This is a genomic window from Pseudomonas sp. PME37.24/025, from assembly GCF_055556615.1.
This window is the reverse complement of sequence record NZ_JBVHNK010000004.1, coordinates 126,154-149,592: the sequence shown is the minus strand read 5'-3', so window position 1 is coordinate 149,592 and position 23,439 is coordinate 126,154. Positions and strand designations below refer to the sequence as shown.

Sequence of the window (23,439 nt, the reverse complement as noted above, 5' to 3'; positions counted from 1 at the left end):
CCATTGTTCTCGGTGTACCTGATACACCTCGATTGCAGGTTTTGGGGCCGCTTCGCGACCCAGCGGGAGCAAGCTCCCTCGCCACAGGGATCCGGTCAGACCAGACCCGTACTCACTAGCAGTTCTTCCAGCGCCAACAAATCCGGCACCTTGGCCACTTGCTCCCCCACCTGCACCGCCGCCTGTTCCAGCGAACACAACGGCACATCGACATAGCTCAACTGGCTATCCAGCTTGTAAGACCGCGGAATCCCCTGCACCAGCAGCGCAATGAACTTCAGCTCAGGCCGCCCGCCGAGGGCGTTGAGGATGACGATCCGTGCTCGCTCGCCGATCACCACTTTGTTGCCACACGCCGACTCGAAACTGAGCAATGGAATCTGTCGCTCCCGCCACATTACCCGCCCCAGATACCACGGCGGTGTATCGAGATCGAAAGCCCCCGGCTGATAGTCGATGAGTTCAGCGACAGCGACGTTGGGCAGGATCAGATTGCGATCAGCCAAGGGCAATAAAAGCCCAGTGAGATTGCTGGAGCGGTGTTCATGCATGGGTTTTGCTCCACCGGGCGATGCTATCGAGCAGCACCGATTCCTGATACGGCTTGCCAAGGTAGTCGTTGACGCCGATGGCCATGGCGCGGTCGCGGTGTTTTTGGCCGGTACGAGACGTGATCATGATGATCGGCAGATGCTGCAAACGCTCGTCGGCGCGTACCTGGGTCGCCACTTCGAAGCCATCCATGCGCGGCATTTCGATGTCCAGCAGCATCAGGTCGGGCATGTGTTCTTCGAGCAGCAGCATGGCGTCGACCCCGTCCTTGGCGGTCAGCACGTTCATCCCGTGGCGTTCCAGCAGACGGCTGGTGACCTTGCGCACGGTGACCGAATCGTCGACCACCAGCACCAGCAACGGCCGTTGCGATTCGGGCTCTACGTCCTGCGTCACCGGTCGTTGCGGCACCCGCGCTTGCATGGCGCGGATCGGCGCCAGCAAGTCGAGAATCAGCACCACCCAGCCATCGCCCAGAATCGTCGCGCCGGACAAACCCTGCACCGCAGCGAACTGCGGGCCCAGGCTTTTGACCACGATCTCCCGGGTGCCGGCCATGGCATCCACCTGCACCGCGACGTGCCGCTCGTTGCATTGCACCAGCAACACCGGCAATGGCAGGCTCTGGCCCAGCAGTTTCGGGCGGGGGGTGGTTTTCAGCAGCTCGCCGAGATAGCACAACTCATAACGTTGCCCGGCATATTCGTAAGTCGGCGGATCGAGCCGGTAATGCCCTTCGAGTTCGTTGGGCAACACCCGAACGATGCCGTCGATGGTGTTCAAAGGGATCGCGTATTGATCCTCTGCGCACTGCACCATCAGCGCGCGGTTGACCGACACGGTGAACGGCAGGCGAATCCGGAAATGCACGCCCTGCCCCGGCACAGAGTCGATGATCATGCTGCCGCCGAGCTGCCGGACTTCTTCGTGAACCACGTCCATGCCCACGCCACGCCCGGAGATCTGGGTGATTTTTTCGGCGGTGGAGAACCCCGGTTGCAGGATGAATTGCAGCACGTCGCGGTCGCTGATGTCGCTGTCCGGGTGGAGTAACCCGCGTTTGATCGCCTTGCGCCGCACGGCGTCCAAAGGCACGCCGGCACCGTCGTCGCGGATGTCGAAAATGATGTCGCCGCCCTCTCGGGACAAATCCAGAGTGATCTTGCCTTGGGCCGGTTTACCCGCCGCGATACGCACCTCGGCCGATTCCAGCCCATGGTCGACGGCGTTGCGCAGCATGTGTTCCAACGGCGCGGCCATGCGTTCGAGGACGTTGCGGTCCATCTCGCCTTCGGCGTTGCCGACGACGAAGTCCACGTCCTTGCCCAGTTCGCTGGCGACCTGCCGAACAATGCGCTTCAAACGCGGCAGCATTCGCTCGAACGGCACCATGCGCGTACGCATCAGGCCTTCCTGCAATTCGGTGTTGATGCGGCCTTGCTGTTGCAGCAGGTTTTCCGCGTCATGATTACGCCGCTCGAGGGTTTCCTTGAGGTCGAGCAGATCGGAGGCAGACTCGAACAGCGCCCGCGACAGCTGTTGCAGCTGCGAGTGACGGTCCATCTCCAGCGGGTCGAACTCTTCGTACCCCAGGCGTTCGGCGTCGACTTGCTGACGGCTGAGAATCCGCCCCTGGGTTTCGGTATCGAGGCGGCGCAATTGGTCGCGCATGCGCTCGATGGTGGTTTCCATCTCGCTCAGCGCCACCCGTGCGTCGTTGACCTGTTGTTCGATGCGGCCACGGAAGATTGAAGTTTCCCCGGCCAGGTTGACCAGGTCGTCGAGCAACTCCGCCGAGACCTTGACCGTGTCAGCGCCTTCCGGTTGCAGCGCGGTTGGCTCGGCTTTGGGCGCTACGGGCAGCGTCACGGGGGCCGATGTTTCGGGCACCGCCGGATGGCTGAAATTCTTGATCGCATCGATCAGCCGATCGGCCGGCGGCAATGGCTGACCGGCGCGGGTGGCGTCGAGCATCTGCGCCAGTCGGTCATGGCTGCGTTGCAACAGCGAGAACAGCTCGGCGGTGGGTTGCAGAACGCCAGCCGACAAGCCTTCGTAGAGGAATTCCAGTTCGTGGGCCAGGTCGCCAATCGGCGCAATTTCCACCATCCGAGCGCCACCCTTGAGGGTGTGCAGATCGCGCAGCAGGGTTTCCACTTCCTGGCGATTCGACGGTTCGGCCTGCCAGCGCAACAGTGCCGCGCCGGAGTTTTCGATGATGTCGAAACCTTCTTCGAGGAAGATCTCCAGAAGCTCGGAATCATGGCCCGCTGAGTCATTGCTGACCGCTGGCTCGATCACCTCGGCGCTGCCGGCATTGCCCTGGCGAAACTCACGAATAGCTTCGATCAACTCGCCCGGGTCACCCAGCGGACGGTTGTGCTGCAACTGATCAAGGAACATGGCCAGTCGGTCATGGCTCTGTTGCAGCAACTGCGCCAGCGCTTCGCTGTGGCTGTAACGGCGGTCCACCAAGCCTTCGTAAAGGCTTTCCAATTCATGGGCCAGATCGCCGACCGGCTCGACCTCGGCCATCCGCGCACCGCCCTTGAGGGTGTGCAAATCGCGCTGCAAGGACGACAGCGGCGCGGCGTTGTCCGGGTCACTCAGCCAGCGTTGCAAGGCTTGGCCGGCGCTTTCGAGGATATCCACCGCTTCTTCAAAGAAGATCGAAACGATTTCGTCGTCCAGCTCCACCTGCGTTGCGGCTTGCTCCAGCTCGGCCGTGGCGCTGCTCAGCTCCCGAATGCTCAGGGTGCGGCTGCCGTCACTGCGGATCAGGCCCATGGAGGATGGATCGAGACTCTCATCGAGCAAGTCGCGCAAGGCCCGCACCCGCTGCGGTTGAGCAGTAACTTCCTGGCCAGCGGCCAGTTCGTCGAGCATGTTGATCAGCGCCTCATGGGCACTTTGCGCTTCGTGGAAAAACCTGTCGCTGACCGCCAGGCTGCTTTCTTCCACCGCGCCATAGAGGTCGAGCAATGCTTCGCAGAGCTCATCCACCGGATGCAGATCGGCCAGGTGCGCGCCTTCGCCGAGGGTGGTCAATTCGTCCAGTAGCGCGCTGAGTTCCTGCCGCTCGCCGGGGTGCTGCTGCCAGCGCTGCAACAGGCTTTCGGCGTCCAGCAGGATGTCCATGCCCTGGGCGAGGAAGTTGTTGATCAGTTGCGGATCGCGCTTGATGCGCTGCTTCGTATTGGGCGTGCTCAACAGGCTTTGCAGACGCTCGGCCAGCAATGCCTTGGTTCGCTCGATCAGCGAGCGAGCGTCGGGGATTTCAGCCAGCGGGTCACTCTTGAGTTGTCGCAGCCCAAGGCGGAACAGACCTTCGGCTTCCAGCAGCAATTCAACTTCGTCCAGGTCGAGGGCAATCCGGTGTGCCTTGTACTCCCGGGCCAGTTCATCCAGCGACGCCGCCAACTCGGCAATCGGCAGTACGCCGGCCATCGAGGCGCTGCCCTTGAGCGTATGCAACGCCCGCTGCAACTCGTCGCTGGCCTGAAGCGGTACGTGTTCGGAGGCTTGGTCGAGGAAGCGATTGAGGCTGCTCAAATGGGTTTCGGCTTCGTTGCGGAAGATCTCCAGCAACAGTGGATCGAGCGCCGCGACATCCTGCGTGTCCTCATCGGACACCGGCTTATCACCCTTGGCGAGGGCATGCGCACGGGCGGCCAATTGATCGACATCGTTGCGCTGGCGCTGGGCATTGGCGGCGAACTCGGCCACCAGTTCCGGCAGCAGCTTCAACGCATCGCCCACCAGTTGTTGCACCGCTGGCCCTGGGGAGACGCTGTGCTCAAGCACGCGGTTGAGCAGGTTTTCCACCGCCCAGGCCAACTCACCGAGCACCAGCGCACGGACCATCCGGCCACTGCCTTTGAGGGTGTGGAAGGCGCGGCGTAGTTCACTCAAGGCCGATGTGCTGTCAGGGTTGGCCGACCAGCGCGGCAGATACTCCTCGAAGATTTCCAGCACCTCGTCAGTCTCTTCGAGAAAGACTTCCCGCAGCTCATCATCCACCGGTTCTTCACCGGCGGGCGGCGGCAGCAGGCTACCCGGCGTGGTCAGGGCTGGCGGGTTGACGGACGACACCGGGCTGGCCAACACATCGGCCAGAGACTGAACGGTTTCGGGGTCGTCGAGTTCCTGCATGTCCTGCATGATCAGGGCTTCATTGGGGCTGAGCACCTCCTTGAGCATCGGCACCCGCTGTTTGCTGGGGAAGAAGCCGAGTGAGGCCAGGCCTTTTTCCGCGACATCGAGCAGGTGTTCCCCCGGTGCTTCGGGGTCGTCGCCGAGGCGCTCCAGGTAATACTCGATGCTGGTGATGACGTCGGCCAGGCTGTCCAGTTGCTGCCAGCCGGGCTGGTCCGGGTCCACCAGCAGATGCTCGCGGATGAAGCCGTTGCAGGTTTCGACGAGGCTCGCCGCGCGGGCCAACGGAATCATCGCCAACGCACCGCGCACTTGCGTCAGCAACGCCGGCAAGGGTTGCAAATGCTGGCGGTCCCAGTCGGCGTCGATGTAGTCGACGATCATGTCCTTGGCCTGTTGCAGGCAAATGCGCGCTTCCCTGATCACGATCTGATGGATCTGCGTCAGGTCGGTGGTCGGCAGACGGCTGTCTTCCTGGCTTTCCGGCTCCACGGTACCGACCATGCCGGCCAGGGTCGCTTCGACGTAAAGCAAGGCACCGGCGACGTCCATGAGGGTCGCGTCGTTGGGTTCGCGCTGGCCTTGGGCGAGGCTCAGCACCACTGCCAGTTGATCGATGATGACCTTGCGCGGCTGGCCGAAACCGAGCACCGCCAGGGTGTCGGCGATTTGCCGCAGGGGCGCCAGCAGGCTTTCGAGGTCCGAGGTGTGCTGACGGTCGCTGCGCACGAACAAGTCCAGGCGCTCCTTGACCCGCACCAGCTCTTCGCACAGCGCCGACAATACCGAGCGCATGGCGTCGCGGTCAGGGCCGGCCAGCCTTGCCCGTTCTTCATCGACCATCGCGCCATCGGGTAGCGCATCGTCAAGTGAGTAGCGATCTTTCATGGTCAGCATCTGCCCGGTGGGGTGTTCGGCCTTGGCAATATAGAACAACAAACTCTTGAGCAGCTCCGGCGGTGCCGGTTGATTGATTCCGGGCATGCCCTGTTCGAGCAAACGCTTGAGCTCTTGGTCGGTGTCCTTGAACAAGCTGCGCAACGCGGGGCTGTTGGCAATCGAGCCATTGCGCATACCCTCGACCAGCGCCGAAGCGACTTGCCATAACGGGCTCAGCGGCGCGTTGTCGCACAGCGCTTCGAGGCGCGCAAACACCCTGGCCAGATAACCGAAGTGGGTTTCGTCATCCTGCTCACGCAACAAACCTACCAGGGCCATCTGCAACATTTGCCGCAACTTGCGCAGCACATTCGGCAAGTCGGACGGTTCCAGCAGCGCCAGGGCTTCTTGGCTCAGGGGCGGCAGCTCTGGCAGTTGCGGGCTGAACAGGCTGGTTTCCGATAACAGGCTTTCGCCGCGGGCGCTGCGCAGGTCGTTGATCAAAGGCAACACGACTAAAGGCAAATCACGACGGGCGCCTTGCACCCGGTCGAGGTAAGTCGGCAATTGCCCCAGGGCTTGCAGCAACAGATGGATCGCCTCGTCGCGATGGCTGACGCGGTTCTGCTGCAAGGCGCTGGTCAACTGCTCGATTTCTTCGGCGAGCAGGGCCGCGCCGTAGAACTCGACCATCTGCAAGCTACCGTGAACCTGATGGACACAGGCCAGACACTCACTCAGCGTGTGCGTCGCCTGCGGGTCGTCGATCAGGGTTTCGATCGCCTGATGAGCCTGTTTCAGCGTTTCGGCAATCTCGCCTTTGACCCACTCGAGGGCCACATAGTCGTGCCGATCACCCATAACTACTCCAATCAAATGCATACGCCCTGAGGCGGTTCAAGCTTTGTCCGCAGCCTGCGCTTTAGCGGCCGGCAAGGTGAAACCGGACACCGAACGCCGCAGCTGGCTGGCCATTTTCGCCAGGTTGCCAATGCTCTCGGCGGTGGCGGTGGAGCCGGACGAGGTTTGCGTGGTGATCTGCTGGATCACGTTCATCGTCAGGGAAATCTGGCCGGCCGACGAAGTCTGTTGCTGCGCGGCGTTGGAAATACTCTGGATCAGTGCCGCGAGGGTCTTCGATACGCCTTCGATTTCTTCCAGGGCCACTCCGGCATCCTGCGCCAGACGCGCGCCGCGCACCACTTCGGTGGTGGTCTGCTCCATGGAAATCACCGCTTCGTTGGTGTCGGTCTGAATCGCCCGCACCAGTGTTTCGATCTGCCGGGTCGCCGCGGACGAACGCTCGGCCAGACGCTGCACTTCGTCGGCCACCACCGCAAAACCGCGCCCGGCGTCACCGGCCATGGACGCCTGAATGGCCGCGTTGAGGGCGAGGATGTTGGTCTGGTCGGCAATGTCATCGATCAGACTGACAATGTCGCCGATTTCCTGAGAAGACTCACCTAGCCGTTTGATGCGCTTGGCGGTGTCCTGAATCTGCTCGCGAATATTGTCCATGCCATGAATGGTGTTGTGCACCACTTCGTTGCCCTTGTTGGCGATTTCCACCGAGCGCTCGGCTACCGCAGAGGATTCGGCGGCGTTGGCCGAGACCTGATCGATGGACTGGGCCATGTCGTTGATGGCCGTGGAGGCTTCGGAAATCTGCTGGGCCTGATGCTCCGAGGCTTGGGCCAGGTGCATGGCGGTGGCCTGGGTTTCCTGCACGGCGGCGGCGACCTGGCCGGCGGTGAGGTTGATGGTCGCCACCAGATCGCGCAGTTGGTCGACGGAATAGTTGATCGAGTCAGCGATGGTCCCGGTGAAGTCTTCAGTCACCGAGGCGGTCACGGTCAGGTCGCCGTCGGCGAGGTCTTCGATTTCGTCCAGCAAACGCATGATCGCGTTCTGGTTGCGCTCGTTCTTCTCGGCGGTTTCCCGCAACTGACGGTTGGTTTCGCGCACCATCACCAGGCCGATGAGGATGATCGATGTCAGTGCGAGCAAGCCCAGCACGTAACCGCCGATGGTATCGGTGTTGCGCCCGCCGGCGAGGTTTTCGAAACGGCTGGCCAGGTGCGAGGCTTCATCGAGCAGGGTTTGCGACAGGGTAAAAATGTTGCTGGCCGATTCGCGGACCTTGAACAGCTGCGGCGAAGTTTCGAGGATTTCATCCACCGAACCCGAGACGAATTCAAACAGTTCGGAAATTTCGGTCAAACGGGTACGCGCATCACGGTCTTCGACCTGGCTGATTTTCAGTGCCGCATTGCCCTGAAGCATGCCGTTGAGCACCAGGCCGAAACGCGCCGCGTCGCGACCGAAAGCGTCGGCCGCCTGCTGCGAATTTTCATCGCCGGACAGCACGGTATTCACCGCACCGAGAATCCGCTCGGCCAGCAGCGACTGACGCTGGGCCATCGCCACCTGAGTGGCCGGGGCGCCACGTTGCAGGAGGGTTTCGACGACCTTTTCATACTCGACCTGCAACTGCGGCACAGTTTCGGCCAAGGTTGCGGCCACTTGATGCAAGGACAACACGGTCTGTTCGCTGGAGAGGATGGCGTCGGTATTTTTCAGCAGACGCTCCCAATCCAGCTGCACGGCGCGCATTTCCGGGCGCACGGTGGACGGTGCCGGCGGTAGGCCGGTGGAAGGATCGCCTTTCTTCAGATAACCCCAACGCTGGGCGAAGTCGTTGCGCGCATCGCTGAGCAATTTGAACGCCGCTGCCTTGCCGGCGGCGGCTTCGGTGGCGTTCTTGGCGATGCGTTGGGACAGCACGCGCAGCTCACCGGCGTGGCCGATGTACTGTTTGTCGTAATTCGCCTGGGTGTTGAGGTACGCGAAGTTGGCGAACAGCAACATGATGAAGACAATCAGCGCGATGAACAGCACGATGATCTGCGACCGGCTGCGCGACCCTTCTGGCTTGCCTGTGTTTGCTTTTATCATCGGTCCTCGCCTGTTAACCAACACCCTTGTGAGACCTGCCAGGAACCCTGTGGGAGCGGGCTTGCCCGCGATGAGGGCGTGTCAGTCGACATCTATTGAACCTGACACACCGCTATCGCGGGCAAGTCGGATCGCCGCACCGCCGCTCCCACAGGTTATACGGCGACGTTCATGAATCCTTGCGACTGCGCCAACGCAAACGGGCTGAACACCTGCCACATCTGTTCACGCTGAAACCGGCCTTTGACGAACGCCGACATCGGCCCTTGCAAGTCACCGACCGGCACCGGCTCCAGACTGTCCTGGGCAAAGTGCTGCAAGCCGAAGACCTCATCGACCATCAACCCTGCAAACACGTCTTTGTGCTCCACCACCAATATCCGCCGTTGCTTGCGCAAGGCAGGCAGTTCATGGCCGGGCTCATGACCATAAAAAAAGCCATGCAAATCCATGATCGGCAGCAGGCGCCCGCGCAGGTTAGCCACGCCCTTGACCCAGGGTTTGACCCCCGGCAATTGCGTAACCCGCGGTTCGTGCAGGACCTCGCTGACTTCGCCCATGGGCGCAACATACCAATGCTCGCCCAAGCGAAAACCGATGCCGCTCCAGCTGTCCTGTCGGGTCGGCTGGGACGGCAGGTCTGCCGCCAGCAGACGACAGCGCTGGTCAATCTGCAGCAGCAGTTCGAAAGCCGTCAGCGACTCGGTCATGACCGGACGATCAACCGGCCAGCACGTTGTTCAGGGTTTTGATCAGGGTGTCTTCGTCGACCGGTTTGGTCAGGTAGTCCTTGGCGCCTTGGCGCGTGCCCCAGACCTTGTCGGTTTCTTGATCCTTGGTGGTGATGATGATCACCGGAATGTGCCCGGTTTCCGGGTCTTTGGTCAGCTGACGGGTCGCCTGGAAACCATTGAGGCCGGGCATGACGATGTCCATCAGCACCGCGTCGGGTTTTTCCTGACGGGCCAGGGCCACGCCGTCGGCGCCGTTTTCGGCTTTCAACACCTCATGACCGTGCTTTTCGAGCATGCCGGTCAGTTTGTACATTTCAGTCGGCGAGTCATCGACGATCAGAATACGTGCCATGGTCTTCCCCATTCTTGTCGACACCGGGCCCCATGGCCGAGCGTCACTGTGGTGTCCTACTGCGGCGAAACGGCGGCGAAGCCCGGTACATGGGCCTGAATCGCGTTCAGCAGTTCTTCCTTGCTGAAAGGCTTGGTCAAAAACTGGTCGGAACCGACGATCCGGCCTTTGGCCTTGTCGAACAACCCGTCCTTGGACGACAGCATAATCACTGGCGTGGACTTGAACGCACTGTTGTTCTTGATTAAAGCGCAGGTCTGATAACCATCCAGACGCGGCATCATGATGTCGACAAAGATGATGCCGGGGTGATTGTCGGCAATCTTGGCCAGGGCATCGAAACCGTCGATTGCGGTGATGACTTCACAGCCCACATTTTTCAACAGCGTTTCGGCGGTGCGACGAATCGTTTTCGAATCATCGATCACCATGACCTTCAAGGCGCTGGAATGCTGTTCCATAGTGGCTCTACCGTCGCCTTTGTGAATCCATTTGTCCGTTTTCCGCCCACCGCTGGCTCGAAACCCTTGATACTTAAGGGCCAATACGGCATGGCAGCCTTTTTAGCACAGTCTCCCCATCCAATCTATCGGGCGACCCTGGCGGTGGTTTTTCCTTGACCGGGAACACACTCAGCGCCACTCTGACGCCACTTTTTCACAACACTTTCCACCCCAATTTCGAGGAAAACCCCATGAGCGTTCGCGTCGGGATTGTCATGGATCCTATCGCCAGCATCTCCTATAAAAAGGATAGCTCGCTGGCCATGCTGCTGGCCGCGCAAAAGCGTGGCTGGGAACTGTTCTATATGGAACAGCGCGATTTGTATCAGGCTGAAGGCGAGGCTCGCGGGCGGATGCGTCCGCTGAAGGTGTTCGCCAATCCGGAAAAATGGTTTGAGCTGGGCGCCGAAAGCGACGCGCTGCTGAGCGACCTGGACGTGATCCTGATGCGCAAGGATCCGCCGTTCGACATGGAATTCGTCTATTCCACGTATTTGCTGGAACAAGCGGAGAATGCCGGCGTACTGGTGGTGAACAAGCCGCAAAGCCTGCGTGACTGCAACGAAAAGCTGTTCGCCACGCTGTTCCCGCAGTGCACGCCGCCGACCATCGTCAGCCGTCGTCCGGACGTGTTGCGTGAATTCGCCGACCATCACGGTGACGTGATCCTCAAGCCGCTGGACGGCATGGGCGGCTCGTCGATCTTCCGTCACACCGCTGGCCACCCGAACCTGTCGGTGATCCTCGAAACCCTGACCTTGCATGGCCGTCAGCAGATCATGATCCAGGGTTACCTGCCGGCGATCGTTGATGGCGACAAACGCATCCTGATGATCGACGGCGAGCCGGTGGATTACTGCCTGGCCCGAATTCCCGCCGCAGGCGAAACCCGTGGCAACCTCGCCGCCGGTGGCCGTGGCGAAGCCCGACCACTGACCGAGAAAGATCGCTGGATCGCCGCGCAAGTCGGCCCGACCCTGCGCGAGAAGGGTTTGCTGTTCGTCGGTCTCGACGTGATCGGTGAGCATCTGACCGAAATCAACGTCACCAGCCCGACCTGCATTCGCGAGATCGATAACGCATTCGGTACCGACATTGGTGGCCTTCTGATGGATGCCATCGATCAGAAGCTCAAGGCTCGTTGATAAGCCAAACCAACATTGCGTTATCATGCCCGGCCTGTGAAAACGCGATGTTGGTTTCCTTGTTATGACACTCCCGTCCGATCTGCCCCCTGAACTCGCCCACCTTGGCGTGCGTCCGGCTGATCGCCTCGGTTTTACCCTGTTTCTCGCGGCGCTGATTCACCTGGCCTTGCTGTTGGGCGTCGGGTTCTCCATGGTCGAGCCCCAGCAAATCAGCAAAACCCTGGAAATCACCCTCGCCACTTTCAAAAGCGAAAAGAAGCCTGCGAAAGCTGACTTTCTCGCCCAGGAAAATCAGCAAGGCAGCGGCACCCTGGAGAAAAAGGCGATTCCCAAGACCACCGAGGTCGCGCCCTTCCAGGACAACAAGGTGCAGCAAGTCACCCCTCCGCCGGCGGCCAAGCCTCAAGTGCAGGAAGCCGCGCCCAAGGCGTCTGTGACCACCGTCGCGCCGAAGCCGAAAAAAGCCGCAACCAAGACTGAAGAACCCAAACCCCTGACCAAACCCCAAGTGGCGGCACCGACGTTCGACAGCTCGCAGCTGTCCAGCGACATCGCCAGCCTGGAAGCGGAACTGGCCAACGAACAGCAGCTGTACGCCAAGCGCCCGCGCATTCACCGCTTGAGCGCCGCGTCGACCATGCGCGACAAAGGCGCCTGGTACAAAGATGAATGGCGCAAGAAGGTCGAGCGCATCGGCAACCTCAACTACCCCGACGAGGCTCGGCGCAAACAGATCTACGGCAATTTGCGACTGATGGTCTCGATCAACCGCGACGGCTCGCTGTATGAAGTGCTGGTGCTGGAATCGTCCGGCCAGCCGCTGCTGGATCAGGCGGCGCAACGCATCGTAAGGCTCGCGGCGCCGTTTGCACCGTTTACCGGGGATTTGTCGGATATCGATCGTCTGGAAATCATCCGGACCTGGAAGTTTGCGCGTGGGGACCGGTTGTCCAGTAATTAACCGCCACCAAACCCTGTGGGAGCGGGCTTGCCCGCGATAGCGGTCTGTCTGACACTTCAATTTTGGATGTACCGCCGTCATCGCGGGCAAGCCCGCTCCCACAGGGAACAGGTTGTTTGCAGGGATTCGGGGCATTTCCTGTGCATCCCCGGCTTGTCAGTTCGCCCCTCCAACGCCACACTAGCGCTCATGAAGAACGTCAGCCCCAGCTACCTCAAGCATCACTTCCTGATCGCCATGCCTCACATGGCCGACCCGAACTTTGCGCACACCTTGACCTACATCGTCGAGCACACGGCCAATGGTGCCATGGGGCTGGTGGTCAATCGCCCGCAGGACCTGAACCTGGCCGATATCCTCGAGCAATTGCGCCCCGATATAGAACCGCCGCTGCTCTGCCAGCATGTGCCGATCTTTATGGGTGGCCCGGTGCAAACCGATCGCGGTTTTGTCCTGCACCCGTCGGGGAAAACCTTTCAGGCGACCGTCGATCTGGAAGACGAGCTATCGCTGTCGACCTCCCAGGACGTGCTGTTCGCCATCGCCGACGGCGTCGGCCCCGCGAAAAGCCTGATCACCCTCGGCTACGCCGGTTGGGAAGCAGGACAATTGGAAGCCGAACTGGCCGACAACGCCTGGCTGACCTGCCCGTTCAATGCCGACATCCTGTTCAACACCAGCAGCGAATTGCGTCTTGAAGCGGCGGCCAAACACTTGGGCGTCAATCTCAGCCTGCTCACCAGCCAGGCGGGGCACGCCTGATGGCCCTGCGGTTGATTTTGGGTTTCGACTACGGCACCAAACAGATCGGCGTTGCGGTCGGCCAGGTGATTACCGGCCAGGCCCGCGAGCTGTGCACCTTGAAGGCGCAAAACGGCATTCCCGACTGGAATCAGGTCGAAGCGCTGATTAAAGAGTGGAAACCCGACGCCGTGGTGGTCGGTCTGCCGCTGAACATGGATGGCACGCCGAGCGACATGTGCCTGCGGGCCGAGAAGTTCGCCCGACGCCTGAACGGCCGCTACAACCTGCCCTTCTATACGCATGACGAGCGCCTGACCACCTTCGAGGCCAAGGGCGAACGCCTGGTCCGGGGCGGCCAGAAAGGCAGTTACCGCGATAACCCGGTCGATGCCATCGCCGCCGCGCTGCTGCTGCAAGGCTGGCTCGACGAAAACACCGCACTGTTCGAATCCTGACCGCACCTAATTCTGAAGAGCCGCTGCGGCGTCTCCCTTAGCTACAACCCGAGCCACCACTCAAGCAACATCCGGCTCGGGACAAAGAAGGAGCAAACCATGAGCCTGCCCAATCCCGCCGAACTGATCAGCCAGATGGCGATCCGTCTCAAGGCTTATCTGGAAAACCGTGGCATCAGCGAACCGCGCTATATCGGCATTCGGACCGGTGGCGTCTGGGTCGCGCAGGCGTTGCTCGATGAACTGGGCAGCGATTCGCCCCTGGGCACCCTGGACGTTTCGTTCTACCGCGACGACTTCAGCCAGAACGGCCTGCACCCGCAAGTACGCCCATCCGCACTGCCGTTCGAGATCGAAGGCCAGCACCTGGTGCTGATCGACGACGTGCTGATGAGCGGTCGGACCATCCGCGCCGCGATGAACGAACTCTTCGACTACGGCCGCCCGGCCAGTGTGACGCTGGTATGCCTGCTGGACCTGGACGCCGGTGAGCTGCCGATCCGCCCGAACGTGGTTGGCGCGACCCTGTCGCTGGCGGCCCACGAACGAGTGAAACTGTCCGGCCCGGAACTCAAGCTCGAACTTCAAGACCTCGCCCTTTAATTCGCCCTATTGAGAGTCCCCCTCGCGATGACGCCTCTAGAAACCAAGCGCCCGCTGCAGCTCAATGATCAGGGCCAGCTGCGCCACTTCCTCTCGCTCGACGGTTTGCGCCGCGAGCTGCTGACGGAAATCCTCGACACCGCCGACTCGTTCCTCGAAGTGGGCGCCCGGGCGGTGAAGAAAGTCCCGTTGCTGCGCGGCAAGACCGTGTGCAACGTGTTCTTCGAGAACTCCACCCGCACCCGCACCACCTTCGAACTGGCGGCTCAGCGGCTGTCGGCTGACGTGATCACCCTGAACGTGTCCACGTCGTCGGCGAGCAAGGGCGAAACCCTGCTCGACACCCTGCGCAACCTGGAAGCCATGGCCGCCGACATGTTCGTCGTGCGTCACGGTGACTCCGGCGCGGCGCACTTCATCGCCGAGCATGTCTGCCCACAAGTGGCAATCATCAACGGCGGCGACGGCCGTCACGCCCACCCGACCCAGGGCATGCTCGACATGCTCACCATCCGTCGGCACAAGGGCGGCTTCGAAAACCTTTCGGTGGCCATCGTCGGCGACATCCTACACTCGCGGGTAGCGCGCTCGAACATGCTGGCCCTGAAAACCCTCGGCTGCCCGGACATCCGCGTGATCGCGCCGAAAACCCTGCTGCCTATCGGCATCGAGCAGTACGGTGTGAAGGTCTACACCGACATGACCGAAGGCCTGAAAGACGTCGACGTGGTGATCATGCTGCGCCTGCAGCGTGAACGCATGACCGGCGGCCTGCTGCCGAGCGAAGGCGAGTTCTACCGCCTGTTCGGCCTGACCACCGCACGCCTGGCCGGGGCCAAACCGGATTGCATCGTCATGCACCCGGGGCCGATCAACCGCGGGGTGGAAATTGAGTCGGCGGTGGCCGACGGTCCGCACTCGGTGATTCTCAACCAGGTGACCTACGGCATCGCGATTCGTATGGCCGTGTTGTCCATGGCCATGAGCGGGCAAACTGCCCAGCGCCAATTCGAGCAGGAGAACGCCCAGTGAAGCTCAGCATTCTCGGCGCACGCGTTATCGATCCGGCCAGCGGCCTGGATCAAGTGACTGATATCCACGTTGAAGCCTGCAAGATCGTCGCCCTTGGCGCCGCTCCGGCCGGTTTCGTTGCAGTAGACACCATCGACGCCAAGGGCTTGGTGGCGGCCCCGGGTCTGGTTGACCTGAACGTCGCCCTGCGCGAGCCGGGCTACAGCCGCAAAGGCTCGATCGCCAGCGAAACCCGCGCAGCTGCTGCCGGTGGCGTGACCAGCCTGTGCTGCCCACCGAAAACCAAACCGGTGCTGGACACCTCGGCCGTGGCCGAACTGATCCTCGACCGCGCTCGCGAAGCCGGCAACACCAAAGTCTTCCCGATCGGCGCCCTGAGCAAAGGCCTGGACGGCGAGCAACTTGCAGAGCTCGTTGCGCTGCGCGATGCCGGCTGCGTGGCTTTCGGCAACGGCCTGGAGAGTTTCCGCAATACCCGCACCCTGTGCCGGGCGCTGGAATACGCGGCGACGTTCGACCTGACGGTGATTTTTAACTCGCAGGACCATGATCTGGCCGAAGGTGGCCTGGCTCACGAAGGCCCGACCGCCAGTTTCCTGGGTTTGCCAGGCATTCCGGAAACCGCCGAAACCGTGGCCCTGGCCCGGGATCTGCTGCTGGTCGAGCAAAGCGGCGTGCGTGCGCACTTCAGCCAACTTACCAGCGCCCGCGGTGTGGCGCTGATCGCTCAGGCCCAGGCCCGTGGCCTGAAGGTCACGGCGGACGTGGCGTTGTATCAGCTGATCCTCACCGACGAAGCGCTGATCGACTTCAGCAGCCTCTACCACGTCCAGCCGCCGCTGCGCACTCGTGCGGACCGCGATGGCCTGCGGGCAGCAGTGAAGTCGGGGGTGGTGTCAGCCATCTCCAGCCATCACCAACCCCATGAACGCGATGCCAAACTGGCGCCGTTCGGCGCGACCGAGCCAGGCATCAGCAGTGTTGAATTGCTGCTGCCGCTGGCGATGACCTTGGTGGAAGACGGTTTGCTGGACTTGCCGACGCTGCTCGCACGCTTGGGCGCCGGTCCTGCCGAAGCGTTGCGTCTGCCGGCAGGAAAATTGGCGGTAGGCGGCCCAGCGGACATCGTGCTATTCGACCCGACAGCCTCGACCGTGGCCGGTGAGACCTGGCTGTCCAAGGGCGAAAACTGCCCGTTCATTGGTCACAGCCTGCCGGGTGTGGTGCGTTACACCCTGGTGGACGGGCGGATCAGCCACCAGGCTTAAGACCTGTGGCGAGGGAGCTTGCTCCCGCCGGGCTGCGCAGCAGACCTGTTTTGGGGTCGCTTCGCGACCCAGCGGGAGCAAGCTCCCTCGCCACAACTTACTGGAAGGCGCCTCTATTCTGCGCATTGCGAATCGACACTTGGTCATTCAACGTCCAGAAGTCATACAACACCCCCAGAAAGAACACCCCGCCCGTCACCAGGTACAGCAACCCGCTGATCCACTTCCCCTGATACATCCGGTGTACGCCGAAAACCCCGAGAAATGTCAGCAGAATCCACGCAACGTTGTATTCGATGGGGCCAGCGGTAAAACGCAGGTCCGCTTCACGATCCATGGCAGGGATCAGAAACACGTCGATCAACCAGCCGATACCCAGCAAACCGAAGGTAAAAAACCAGATCGTCCCGGTCACCGGCTTGCCGTAATAGAAGCGGTGAGCCCCGGTAAAACCGAAAATCCACAATAGGTAACCAATCACTTTGCTGTGTGTGTCTTGCTCTGAAGCGGGGTGTTGATAGGTGTTCATGGATGACCTCAACTCACACGATAGAGAAATATTCTTGAATTCTTTGTGACTTTTTTACAGGCGGCCGACATACGGCAAATGCTACCTTCACTCCTGTCAAAGCCTTGTAATACCTGACCTCTGTCCGACAATCGCGTCCATTTTCTGCTTATTTGGTTCCATTGCCCGCAAAGTGAATCGACCAACGGACTCGGAAGGGCCAAAAAAGCTGTTATAAAGTTGCGCGTTCACCCATATGAGCCTTGCCTAATGCGTCCATTTTTCAAGACATGGCTAACCATTTGCCTATTATTGCCCCTGGCCGCCCACGCCACCAATCGTGAGCAACGTCTTCCTAACGTTAATGGTTACACCCCAAAATCCCATGTTTCTGCTCCTTCGAGCAAAGACAAACAGACCGTAAAACGCTCCAGCCAACTGAGCGGCGTAAACAGCAAGCTGGTCCCGCCGATGGCGACCAAGGAAAGCAGCAACGTGCTGAGCCGCGCGGTAAACGTGCTCGGTACGCCTTATCGTTGGGGCGGCAGCAGCCCAAGTAAAGGGTTCGATTGCAGCGGCCTGGTGAAATACGCGTTCAACGACGCCACGTTCGACTTGCCACGTACCTCTAACGCCATGGCCAGCGGTCATGGCGAGAAAGTCGATCGCAACGATCTGAAGCCAGGCGACCTGATTTTCTTCAACATCAAGAGCCGTCGGGTCAATCATGTTGCCATCTACCTGGGCAACGACCGCTTCATCCACGCACCGCGCCGTGGCAAGTCGGTGAGCATCGACACCCTGAAGAAACCGTACTGGGAAAGCCACTACGTGGTTGCCAAGCGGGTTCTGCCAAAAGAACAGAACGCATTGCGGGTTGTTCAGCGTTGATTTGAAATTCCCCCACCTTCTGAAGGCGGGCATTTGTGACGAGGGAGCTTGCTCCCGTTCGAGTGCGTAGCGCTCGCAGTTTTTTTGCGCCGCTTCGCAGCCCAGCGGGAGCAAGCTCCCTCGCCACAGGTTCGCATTCCAGCCTTAAAAATTATCCGGCGACCGTGCCTTCTCCCGCGCATGTTCGCGGCTGATCACGCCCTTGGTCACCAGCTCCTTCAGGCACATATCCAGCGTCTGCATCCCCAGCGAGCCTCCGGTCTGAATCGACGAATACATCTGCGCCACCTTGTCTTCACGGATCAGGTTACGGATCGCCGCAGTGCCAAGCATGATTTCGTGGGCAGCAATTCGCCCGCCGCCGATTTTCTTGATCAATGCCTGCGACACCACCGCCAGCAACGACTCGGAGAGCATTGAACGCACCATCGATTTCTCGTCGCCCGGAAACACGTCCACCACCCGGTCGATGGTTTTCGCCGCCGACGTGGTGTGCAACGTGCCGAATACCAGGTGACCCGTTTCGGCGGCGGTCAATGCCAGCCGAATAGTCTCCAGATCACGCATTTCCCCTACCAGAATCACGTCCGGGTCTTCGCGAAGGGCCGAGCGCAGGGCCGTGGCGAAGCTGCGGGTATCGCGATGGACTTCGCGCTGATTGATCAGGCATTTGCGCGATTCGTGGACGAACTCGATGGGGTCTTCGATGGTGAGGATGTGGTGATGGCGATGGTTGTTCAGGTGATCGATCATCGCCGCCAATGTGGTGGACTTGCCGGAACCGGTCGGACCGGTCACCAGCACCAGGCCCCGGGGCGCTTCGGTAATCTTGCGAAACACTTCCCCCATCCCCAGGTCGTCCATGCTCAGAACCTTGGACGGGATGGTCCGGAACACCGCGCCCGCGCCACGATTCTGGTTGAAGGCATTGACCCGAAAACGCGCCACACCGGGCACTTCGAAGGAAAAGTCGGTTTCAAGATGCTTCTCGAAGTCCACCCGCTGGAGGTCGTTCATGATGTCGTAGATCAGGTCATGCACTTCCTTGTGATCCAGGGCCGGCAAGTTGATGCGTCGCACATCGCCGTCGACACGGATCATCGGTGGCAGGCCGGCGGACAGGTGCAGGTCAGACGCGCCTTGTTTGGCGCTGAAAGCCAGCAGCTCAGTGATATCCATAGCGCTCCTCAATTCCAGTAGAATGCCGCGAACCTTCAGACCGCTGGCGCCTCTTGATGTCCACGATAGCAGACAACATTCTTCAGGTTAGTTCACGCATCCAGGCAGCAGCCAAAGCCGCCCACCGCGATGAGAACAGCATCCAGCTACTGGCCGTGAGCAAAACCAAGCCCGCCGAGGCCCTGCGTGAAGCCTATGCCGCCGGGATCCGCGATTTTGGCGAGAACTACCTGCAGGAAGCCTTGAGCAAACAGCTCGAATTGGCCGACCTGCCCTTGATCTGGCACTTCATCGGCCCCATTCAATCGAACAAGACTCGCGCTATCGCCGAGCATTTCGACTGGGTGCATTCCGTGGATCGCTTGAAAATCGCACAACGCCTGTCCGAACAACGCCCTGCCGATTTGCCTCCCTTGAACGTCTGCATCCAGGTCAACGTCAGTGGTGAAGCCAGCAAGTCCGGCTGCACCCCGGCCGATCTGCCCGCCCTGGCCAATGCCATCGGCGCTCTGCCGCGCTTGAGATTGCGCGGTTTGATGGCGATTCCCGAGCCGACTGAAGATCGCGCCGCCCAGGATGCAGCCTTTGCTGCCGTACAGAGCCTGCAAGCCAGCCTGAATCTGCCACTCGACACACTTTCCATGGGCATGAGCCACGACCTCGAGTCGGCCATTGCTATGGGCGCCACCTGGGTCCGTATCGGAACGGCCCTTTTTGGTGCCCGCGACTACGGCCAGCCTTGAAACAATGGCTGACACCTCTCTTTATAAGGACCTGACATGAGCAAGACTCGTATTGCCTTTATCGGAGCCGGCAACATGGCCGCCAGCCTGATCGGCGGCCTGCGCGCCAAAGGTCTGGACGCCGCGCAGATCCGCGCCAGCGATCCGGGTGAAGAAACCCGTGCCCGCGTGAGCGCCGAACACGGCATCGAAGTGTTTGCCGAGAACGCCGAAGCCATTCAGGGCGTGGACGTGATCGTGCTGGCGGTCAAACCGCAGGCGATGAAAGCCGTTTGCGAAGCCATTCGCCCAAGCCTCAAGCCGAATCAACTGGTGGTCTCGATTGCAGCCGGCATCACTTGCGCCAGCATGAACAACTGGCTTGGCGCCCAGCCTGTCGTGCGCTGCATGCCCAATACCCCGGCGCTGCTGCGCCAGGGCGTGAGCGGCTTGTACGCCACCAACGAGGTGAGCACCGAACAACGCCAGCAAGCTGAAGAGCTGCTGTCGGCGGTTGGCATTGCCTTGTGGCTGAACGAAGAACAGCAACTGGATGCAGTCACTGCCGTTTCCGGATCGGGCCCTGCGTACTTCTTCCTGCTAATCGAAGCCATGACCGCCGCGGGCGTGAAGCTCGGTCTGCCAGCGGACATCGCCGCCCAACTGACCGTGCAAACCGCGTTGGGCGCAGCACACATGGCGGCCGCCAGTGATGTCGACGCGGCTGAACTGCGTCGTCGCGTAACGTCGCCGGCGGGCACCACCGAAGCGGCGATCAAGTCGTTCCAGGCCGGTGGTTTCGAAGCCCTGGTAGAACAAGCACTCGGCGCCGCTGCGCACCGCTCGGCCGAGATGGCTGAGCAACTTGGCCGCTAATCAGCTCTTACAAAGGAATCAATGATGCTCGGACTCAATGACGCTGCCATTTTTATCATTAAAACCCTTGGCAGCCTGTACCTGCTGATCGTACTGATGCGCTTCATCCTGCAACTGGTCCGGGCGAATTTTTACAACCCGCTTTGCCAGTTCATCGTGAAAGCCACTCAACCGCTGCTCAAACCTCTGCGCCGGGTCATCCCAAGCATGTTCGGGCTGGATATGTCGTCGCTGGTACTGGCGTTGATCGTGCAGATGCTGCTGATTGCGGTCATCCTGCTGTTCAAAGGCTTCATGGTCGACTGGCTATTTTTGGTGCCTTGGGCCCTGATCGCCATCTTCTCGCTGTTTTTGAACATTCTGTTCTACGCGATGATCATCAGTGTGATTCTGTCCTGGGTCGCCCCAGGGAGCCACAATCCGGGCGCAGAGCTGGTCGCGCAGATTACTGAACCGGTACTCGCCCCGTTCCGCCGGATCATTCCGAACCTGGGTGGCCTCGACATTTCGCCGATCTTCGCGTTTATCGCGATCCAGCTGCTGCAAAGCTGGCTGATCCCACGCCTTGCGTACTACGCCCTGATGCCCAACGGGCTGCTCGGGCTGATCTGACCCGGTGAGCTACTTTCGCTGGGACGGTGATGACCTGATTCTGGAATGTCACCTGCAACCTGCGGCCCGCAGCGATGATTTCTGCGGGCTGCATGGCGATCGCCTGAAGATCCGCCTGACCGCACCGCCCGTTGAAGGCAAGGCCAATGCGTACCTGATGGCGTTTCTGGCCAAGGCATTCGGGGTTTCCAAGAGTCAGGTGAGTTTGATCAGCGGAGAGCTGAACCGGCAGAAGCGGGTGCGGATCTGTTCGCCGAAGAAGCTGCCGGATTTGCCGGATCTGGTGCGCCCGGCCTGACCTCAATGTGGCGAGGGAGCTTGCTCCCGCTGGGCTGCGAAGCGGCCCCAGACCAGTCGCTGCAAGATCCCTGACAGACCCGGGCATCCGCTTTCAGGGCCGCTTCGCGCCCCAACGGGAGCAAGCTCCCTCGCCACAGGTACATCGGAAAAAAATCAGGCCCGGCCTTTGCTTGCCGCTAACCCCACCGGTCTTTAGACTTACGCCTCATTTCAATGAGAGCAGGGTCGATGCCAGCTGCCTTCCCCCCCGATTCTGTTGGTCTGGTGACGCCGCAACTGGCGCACTTCAGTGACCCCCTGGCCTTGGCCTGCGGCCGTTCGCTGCCCGCTTATGACCTGATCTACGAAACCTACGGCACGCTGAACGCTACGGCGAGCAATGCCGTGCTGATCTGCCACGCCTTGTCCGGTCACCATCACGCTGCCGGCTTCCACAGCCCCGACGACCGCAAACCCGGTTGGTGGGACAGCTGCATCGGCCCCGGCAAGCCGATCGACACCAACAAGTTCTTCGTGGTCAGCCTGAATAATCTCGGCGGCTGCAACGGTTCCACCGGCCCCAGCAGCATCAATCCGGAAACCGGCAAGCCATTCGGCGCCGACTTCCCGGTACTGACCGTGGAAGACTGGGTGCACAGCCAGGCGCGTCTCGCCGACCTGCTCGGCATCCGTCAATGGGCAGCGGTGATCGGCGGCAGCCTCGGCGGCATGCAGGCCTTGCAGTGGACCATCACTTACCCGGACCGCGTGCGGCACTGCCTGGCCATCGCCTCGGCACCGAAACTGTCGGCGCAGAACATCGCATTCAACGAAGTCGCACGCCAGGCGATCCTCACCGACCCGGAGTTCCACGGCGGCTCGTTCCAGGAAGCGGGCGTGATCCCCAAGCGCGGACTGATGCTGGCGCGGATGGTCGGGCACATCACGTACCTGTCCGACGACTCCATGGGCGAGAAATTCGGTCGCGGCCTGAAGAGCGAAAAGCTCAACTACGACTTCCACAGCGTCGAGTTCCAGGTCGAAAGCTACCTGCGGTATCAGGGCGAGGAGTTTTCCGGACGTTTCGACGCCAACACCTACCTGCTGATGACCAAGGCGCTGGACTACTTCGACCCGGCGGCAAACTTCGACGATGACCTGGCGAAAACCTTCGCCAATGCCCAGGCCAGGTTCTGCGTGATGTCCTTCACCACCGACTGGCGCTTCTCCCCTGCCCGCTCGCGGGAACTGGTGGACGCGCTGATGGCGGCCAGGAAAGACGTCTGCTACCTGGAGATCGACGCTCCGCAAGGCCACGATGCCTTCCTGATTCCGATCCCGCGTTATTTGCAGGCCTTCAGCAATTACATGAACCGTATAGCGCTTTGAGGAAGACATGAGAGCCGATCTGGAAATCATCCAGGAATGGATCCCCGCCGGCAGCCGCGTGCTCGACCTCGGTTGCGGTGACGGCGAGCTGCTGACCTGGCTGCGCGACCACAAACAGGTCACCGGCTATGGCCTGGAAAACGACCCGGACAACATTGCCGAGTGCGTGGCCAAGGGCATCAACGTCATCGAGCAGGACCTGGACAAGGGCCTGGGCAACTTCGCCAGCAACAGCTTCGACATCGTGGTCATGACCCAGGCCCTGCAAGCTGTGCACTACCCGGACAAGATCCTCGACGAAATGCTGCGGGTCGGTCGCCAGTGCATCATCACCTTCCCCAACTTCGGTCACTGGCGCTGCCGCTGGTACCTGGCGAGCAAGGGCCGGATGCCGGTTTCCGATTTTCTGCCGTACACCTGGTACAACACGCCGAACATCCACTTCTGCACTTTCGAAGACTTTGAAGCGCTGTGTCGCGAACGTGAAGCCAGGGTCATTGATCGACTTGCCGTGGATCAACAGCATCGACACGGGTGGGCCAGTAAGCTATGGCCTAATCTGTTAGGTGAGATCGGTATCTATCGCGTCAGCAGCCCCGGTCTGCCGGACCACAAGGTCGCGGTCTGAATCACGACACTTCG

22 protein-coding genes are annotated in these 23,439 nt (G+C 60.9%); 14 read left to right on the top strand and 8 right to left on the bottom strand.

Annotated elements, in window-relative coordinates:
* Positions 1 to 95 precede the first annotated feature (95 nt).
* From ACZ3HH_RS09420 to pilG, 6 genes are all read right to left on the bottom strand, one after another.
* Complete coding sequence (locus tag ACZ3HH_RS09420) at positions 96 to 551, bottom strand: chemotaxis protein CheW (protein WP_465804171.1); 456 nt, start codon at positions 549 to 551, stop codon at positions 96 to 98.
* Complete coding sequence (locus ACZ3HH_RS09415; RefSeq protein ID WP_465804170.1) at positions 544 to 6,447, bottom strand: Hpt domain-containing protein; 5,904 nt, start codon at positions 6,445 to 6,447, stop codon at positions 544 to 546. The genes ACZ3HH_RS09420 and ACZ3HH_RS09415 overlap by 8 nt, the downstream gene beginning before the upstream one ends.
* A 36-nt stretch (positions 6,448 to 6,483) precedes the next feature.
* Positions 6,484 to 8,541: a methyl-accepting chemotaxis protein gene (locus ACZ3HH_RS09410; protein ID WP_465804169.1), complete on the bottom strand. Its 2,058-nt coding sequence runs from the start codon at positions 8,539 to 8,541 to the stop codon at positions 6,484 to 6,486.
* Between the two features lie 155 nt (positions 8,542 to 8,696).
* Positions 8,697 to 9,251 (bottom strand): chemotaxis protein CheW, encoded by a 555-nt coding sequence (locus ACZ3HH_RS09405; protein WP_465804168.1) that lies wholly within the window; start codon positions 9,249 to 9,251, stop codon positions 8,697 to 8,699.
* Positions 9,252 to 9,261: 10 nt separating this feature from the next.
* The gene (gene pilH, locus ACZ3HH_RS09400) at positions 9,262 to 9,627 is read right to left on the bottom strand and encodes a twitching motility response regulator PilH (protein WP_007897961.1); all 366 of its coding nucleotides are present in this window, start codon (positions 9,625 to 9,627) and stop codon (positions 9,262 to 9,264) included.
* Positions 9,628 to 9,683: 56 nt separating this feature from the next.
* Positions 9,684 to 10,088, bottom strand: a complete 405-nt coding sequence (gene pilG, locus ACZ3HH_RS09395; protein WP_038980984.1) for a twitching motility response regulator PilG — start codon at positions 10,086 to 10,088, stop codon at positions 9,684 to 9,686.
* Between the two features lie 233 nt (positions 10,089 to 10,321).
* Between pilG and gshB the strand changes: the two genes are divergently transcribed.
* From gshB to ACZ3HH_RS09360, 7 genes are all read left to right on the top strand, one after another.
* Complete coding sequence (gene gshB, locus ACZ3HH_RS09390) at positions 10,322 to 11,275, top strand: glutathione synthase (protein ID WP_465804167.1); 954 nt, start codon at positions 10,322 to 10,324, stop codon at positions 11,273 to 11,275.
* A 64-nt stretch (positions 11,276 to 11,339) separates the two neighbouring features.
* Positions 11,340 to 12,239 (top strand): TonB family protein, encoded by a 900-nt coding sequence (locus tag ACZ3HH_RS09385; RefSeq protein ID WP_465804166.1) that lies wholly within the window; start codon positions 11,340 to 11,342, stop codon positions 12,237 to 12,239.
* A 189-nt stretch (positions 12,240 to 12,428) separates the two neighbouring features.
* Positions 12,429 to 13,001, top strand: a complete 573-nt coding sequence (locus tag ACZ3HH_RS09380; RefSeq protein ID WP_465804165.1) for a YqgE/AlgH family protein — start codon at positions 12,429 to 12,431, stop codon at positions 12,999 to 13,001.
* Positions 13,001 to 13,438 (top strand): Holliday junction resolvase RuvX, encoded by a 438-nt coding sequence (gene ruvX, locus ACZ3HH_RS09375; RefSeq protein WP_007897947.1) that lies wholly within the window; start codon positions 13,001 to 13,003, stop codon positions 13,436 to 13,438. Before ACZ3HH_RS09380 ends, ruvX begins: the two co-directional genes overlap by 1 nt.
* A 99-nt stretch (positions 13,439 to 13,537) precedes the next feature.
* On the top strand, positions 13,538 to 14,041 hold the full coding sequence (gene pyrR, locus ACZ3HH_RS09370; RefSeq protein ID WP_007897945.1) for a bifunctional pyr operon transcriptional regulator/uracil phosphoribosyltransferase PyrR: 504 nt from the start codon (positions 13,538 to 13,540) through the stop codon (positions 14,039 to 14,041).
* A 27-nt stretch (positions 14,042 to 14,068) separates the two neighbouring features.
* On the top strand, positions 14,069 to 15,073 hold the full coding sequence (locus ACZ3HH_RS09365) for an aspartate carbamoyltransferase catalytic subunit (protein WP_007897943.1): 1,005 nt from the start codon (positions 14,069 to 14,071) through the stop codon (positions 15,071 to 15,073).
* A complete protein-coding gene (locus ACZ3HH_RS09360; protein WP_465804164.1) occupies positions 15,070 to 16,341 on the top strand; it encodes a dihydroorotase in 1,272 nt (423 codons plus the stop codon). Before ACZ3HH_RS09365 ends, ACZ3HH_RS09360 begins: the two co-directional genes overlap by 4 nt.
* Positions 16,342 to 16,438: 97 nt before the next feature.
* On the opposite strand, the gene ACZ3HH_RS09355 is transcribed toward ACZ3HH_RS09360, so the two are convergent.
* Complete coding sequence (locus tag ACZ3HH_RS09355) at positions 16,439 to 16,870, bottom strand: NINE protein (protein ID WP_465804163.1); 432 nt, start codon at positions 16,868 to 16,870, stop codon at positions 16,439 to 16,441.
* Positions 16,871 to 17,119: 249 nt separating this feature from the next.
* Here ACZ3HH_RS09355 and ACZ3HH_RS09350 point away from each other — a divergent pair, with 249 nt between their 5' ends.
* Complete coding sequence (locus ACZ3HH_RS09350; RefSeq protein ID WP_465804162.1) at positions 17,120 to 17,740, top strand: C40 family peptidase; 621 nt, start codon at positions 17,120 to 17,122, stop codon at positions 17,738 to 17,740.
* A 144-nt stretch (positions 17,741 to 17,884) separates the two neighbouring features.
* On the opposite strand, the gene ACZ3HH_RS09345 is transcribed toward ACZ3HH_RS09350, so the two are convergent.
* Positions 17,885 to 18,919, bottom strand: coding sequence for a type IV pilus twitching motility protein PilT (locus ACZ3HH_RS09345; protein ID WP_465804161.1), 1,035 nt, complete (start codon positions 18,917 to 18,919; stop codon positions 17,885 to 17,887).
* Between the two features lie 56 nt (positions 18,920 to 18,975).
* On the opposite strand from ACZ3HH_RS09345, the gene ACZ3HH_RS09340 reads away from it, so the two are divergent.
* The 6 genes from ACZ3HH_RS09340 to metW all read left to right on the top strand — a co-directional run bounded on the left by ACZ3HH_RS09340 (position 18,976) and on the right by metW (position 23,425).
* Complete coding sequence (locus ACZ3HH_RS09340; protein ID WP_465804160.1) at positions 18,976 to 19,662, top strand: YggS family pyridoxal phosphate-dependent enzyme; 687 nt, start codon at positions 18,976 to 18,978, stop codon at positions 19,660 to 19,662.
* A 36-nt stretch (positions 19,663 to 19,698) separates the two neighbouring features.
* A complete protein-coding gene (proC, locus tag ACZ3HH_RS09335) occupies positions 19,699 to 20,517 on the top strand; it encodes a pyrroline-5-carboxylate reductase (RefSeq protein WP_465804159.1) in 819 nt (272 codons plus the stop codon).
* 24 nt (positions 20,518 to 20,541) lie between these two features.
* A complete protein-coding gene (locus ACZ3HH_RS09330) occupies positions 20,542 to 21,129 on the top strand; it encodes a YggT family protein (protein ID WP_465804158.1) in 588 nt (195 codons plus the stop codon).
* A 4-nt stretch (positions 21,130 to 21,133) separates the two neighbouring features.
* Positions 21,134 to 21,427: a DUF167 domain-containing protein gene (locus tag ACZ3HH_RS09325; protein ID WP_018928703.1), complete on the top strand. Its 294-nt coding sequence runs from the start codon at positions 21,134 to 21,136 to the stop codon at positions 21,425 to 21,427.
* Between the two features lie 230 nt (positions 21,428 to 21,657).
* Complete coding sequence (gene metX / locus ACZ3HH_RS09320) at positions 21,658 to 22,797, top strand: homoserine O-succinyltransferase MetX (protein ID WP_465804157.1); 1,140 nt, start codon at positions 21,658 to 21,660, stop codon at positions 22,795 to 22,797.
* A 7-nt stretch (positions 22,798 to 22,804) separates the two neighbouring features.
* Positions 22,805 to 23,425, top strand: coding sequence for a methionine biosynthesis protein MetW (gene metW, locus ACZ3HH_RS09315; protein WP_465804156.1), 621 nt, complete (start codon positions 22,805 to 22,807; stop codon positions 23,423 to 23,425).
* Positions 23,426 to 23,439 lie beyond the last annotated feature (14 nt).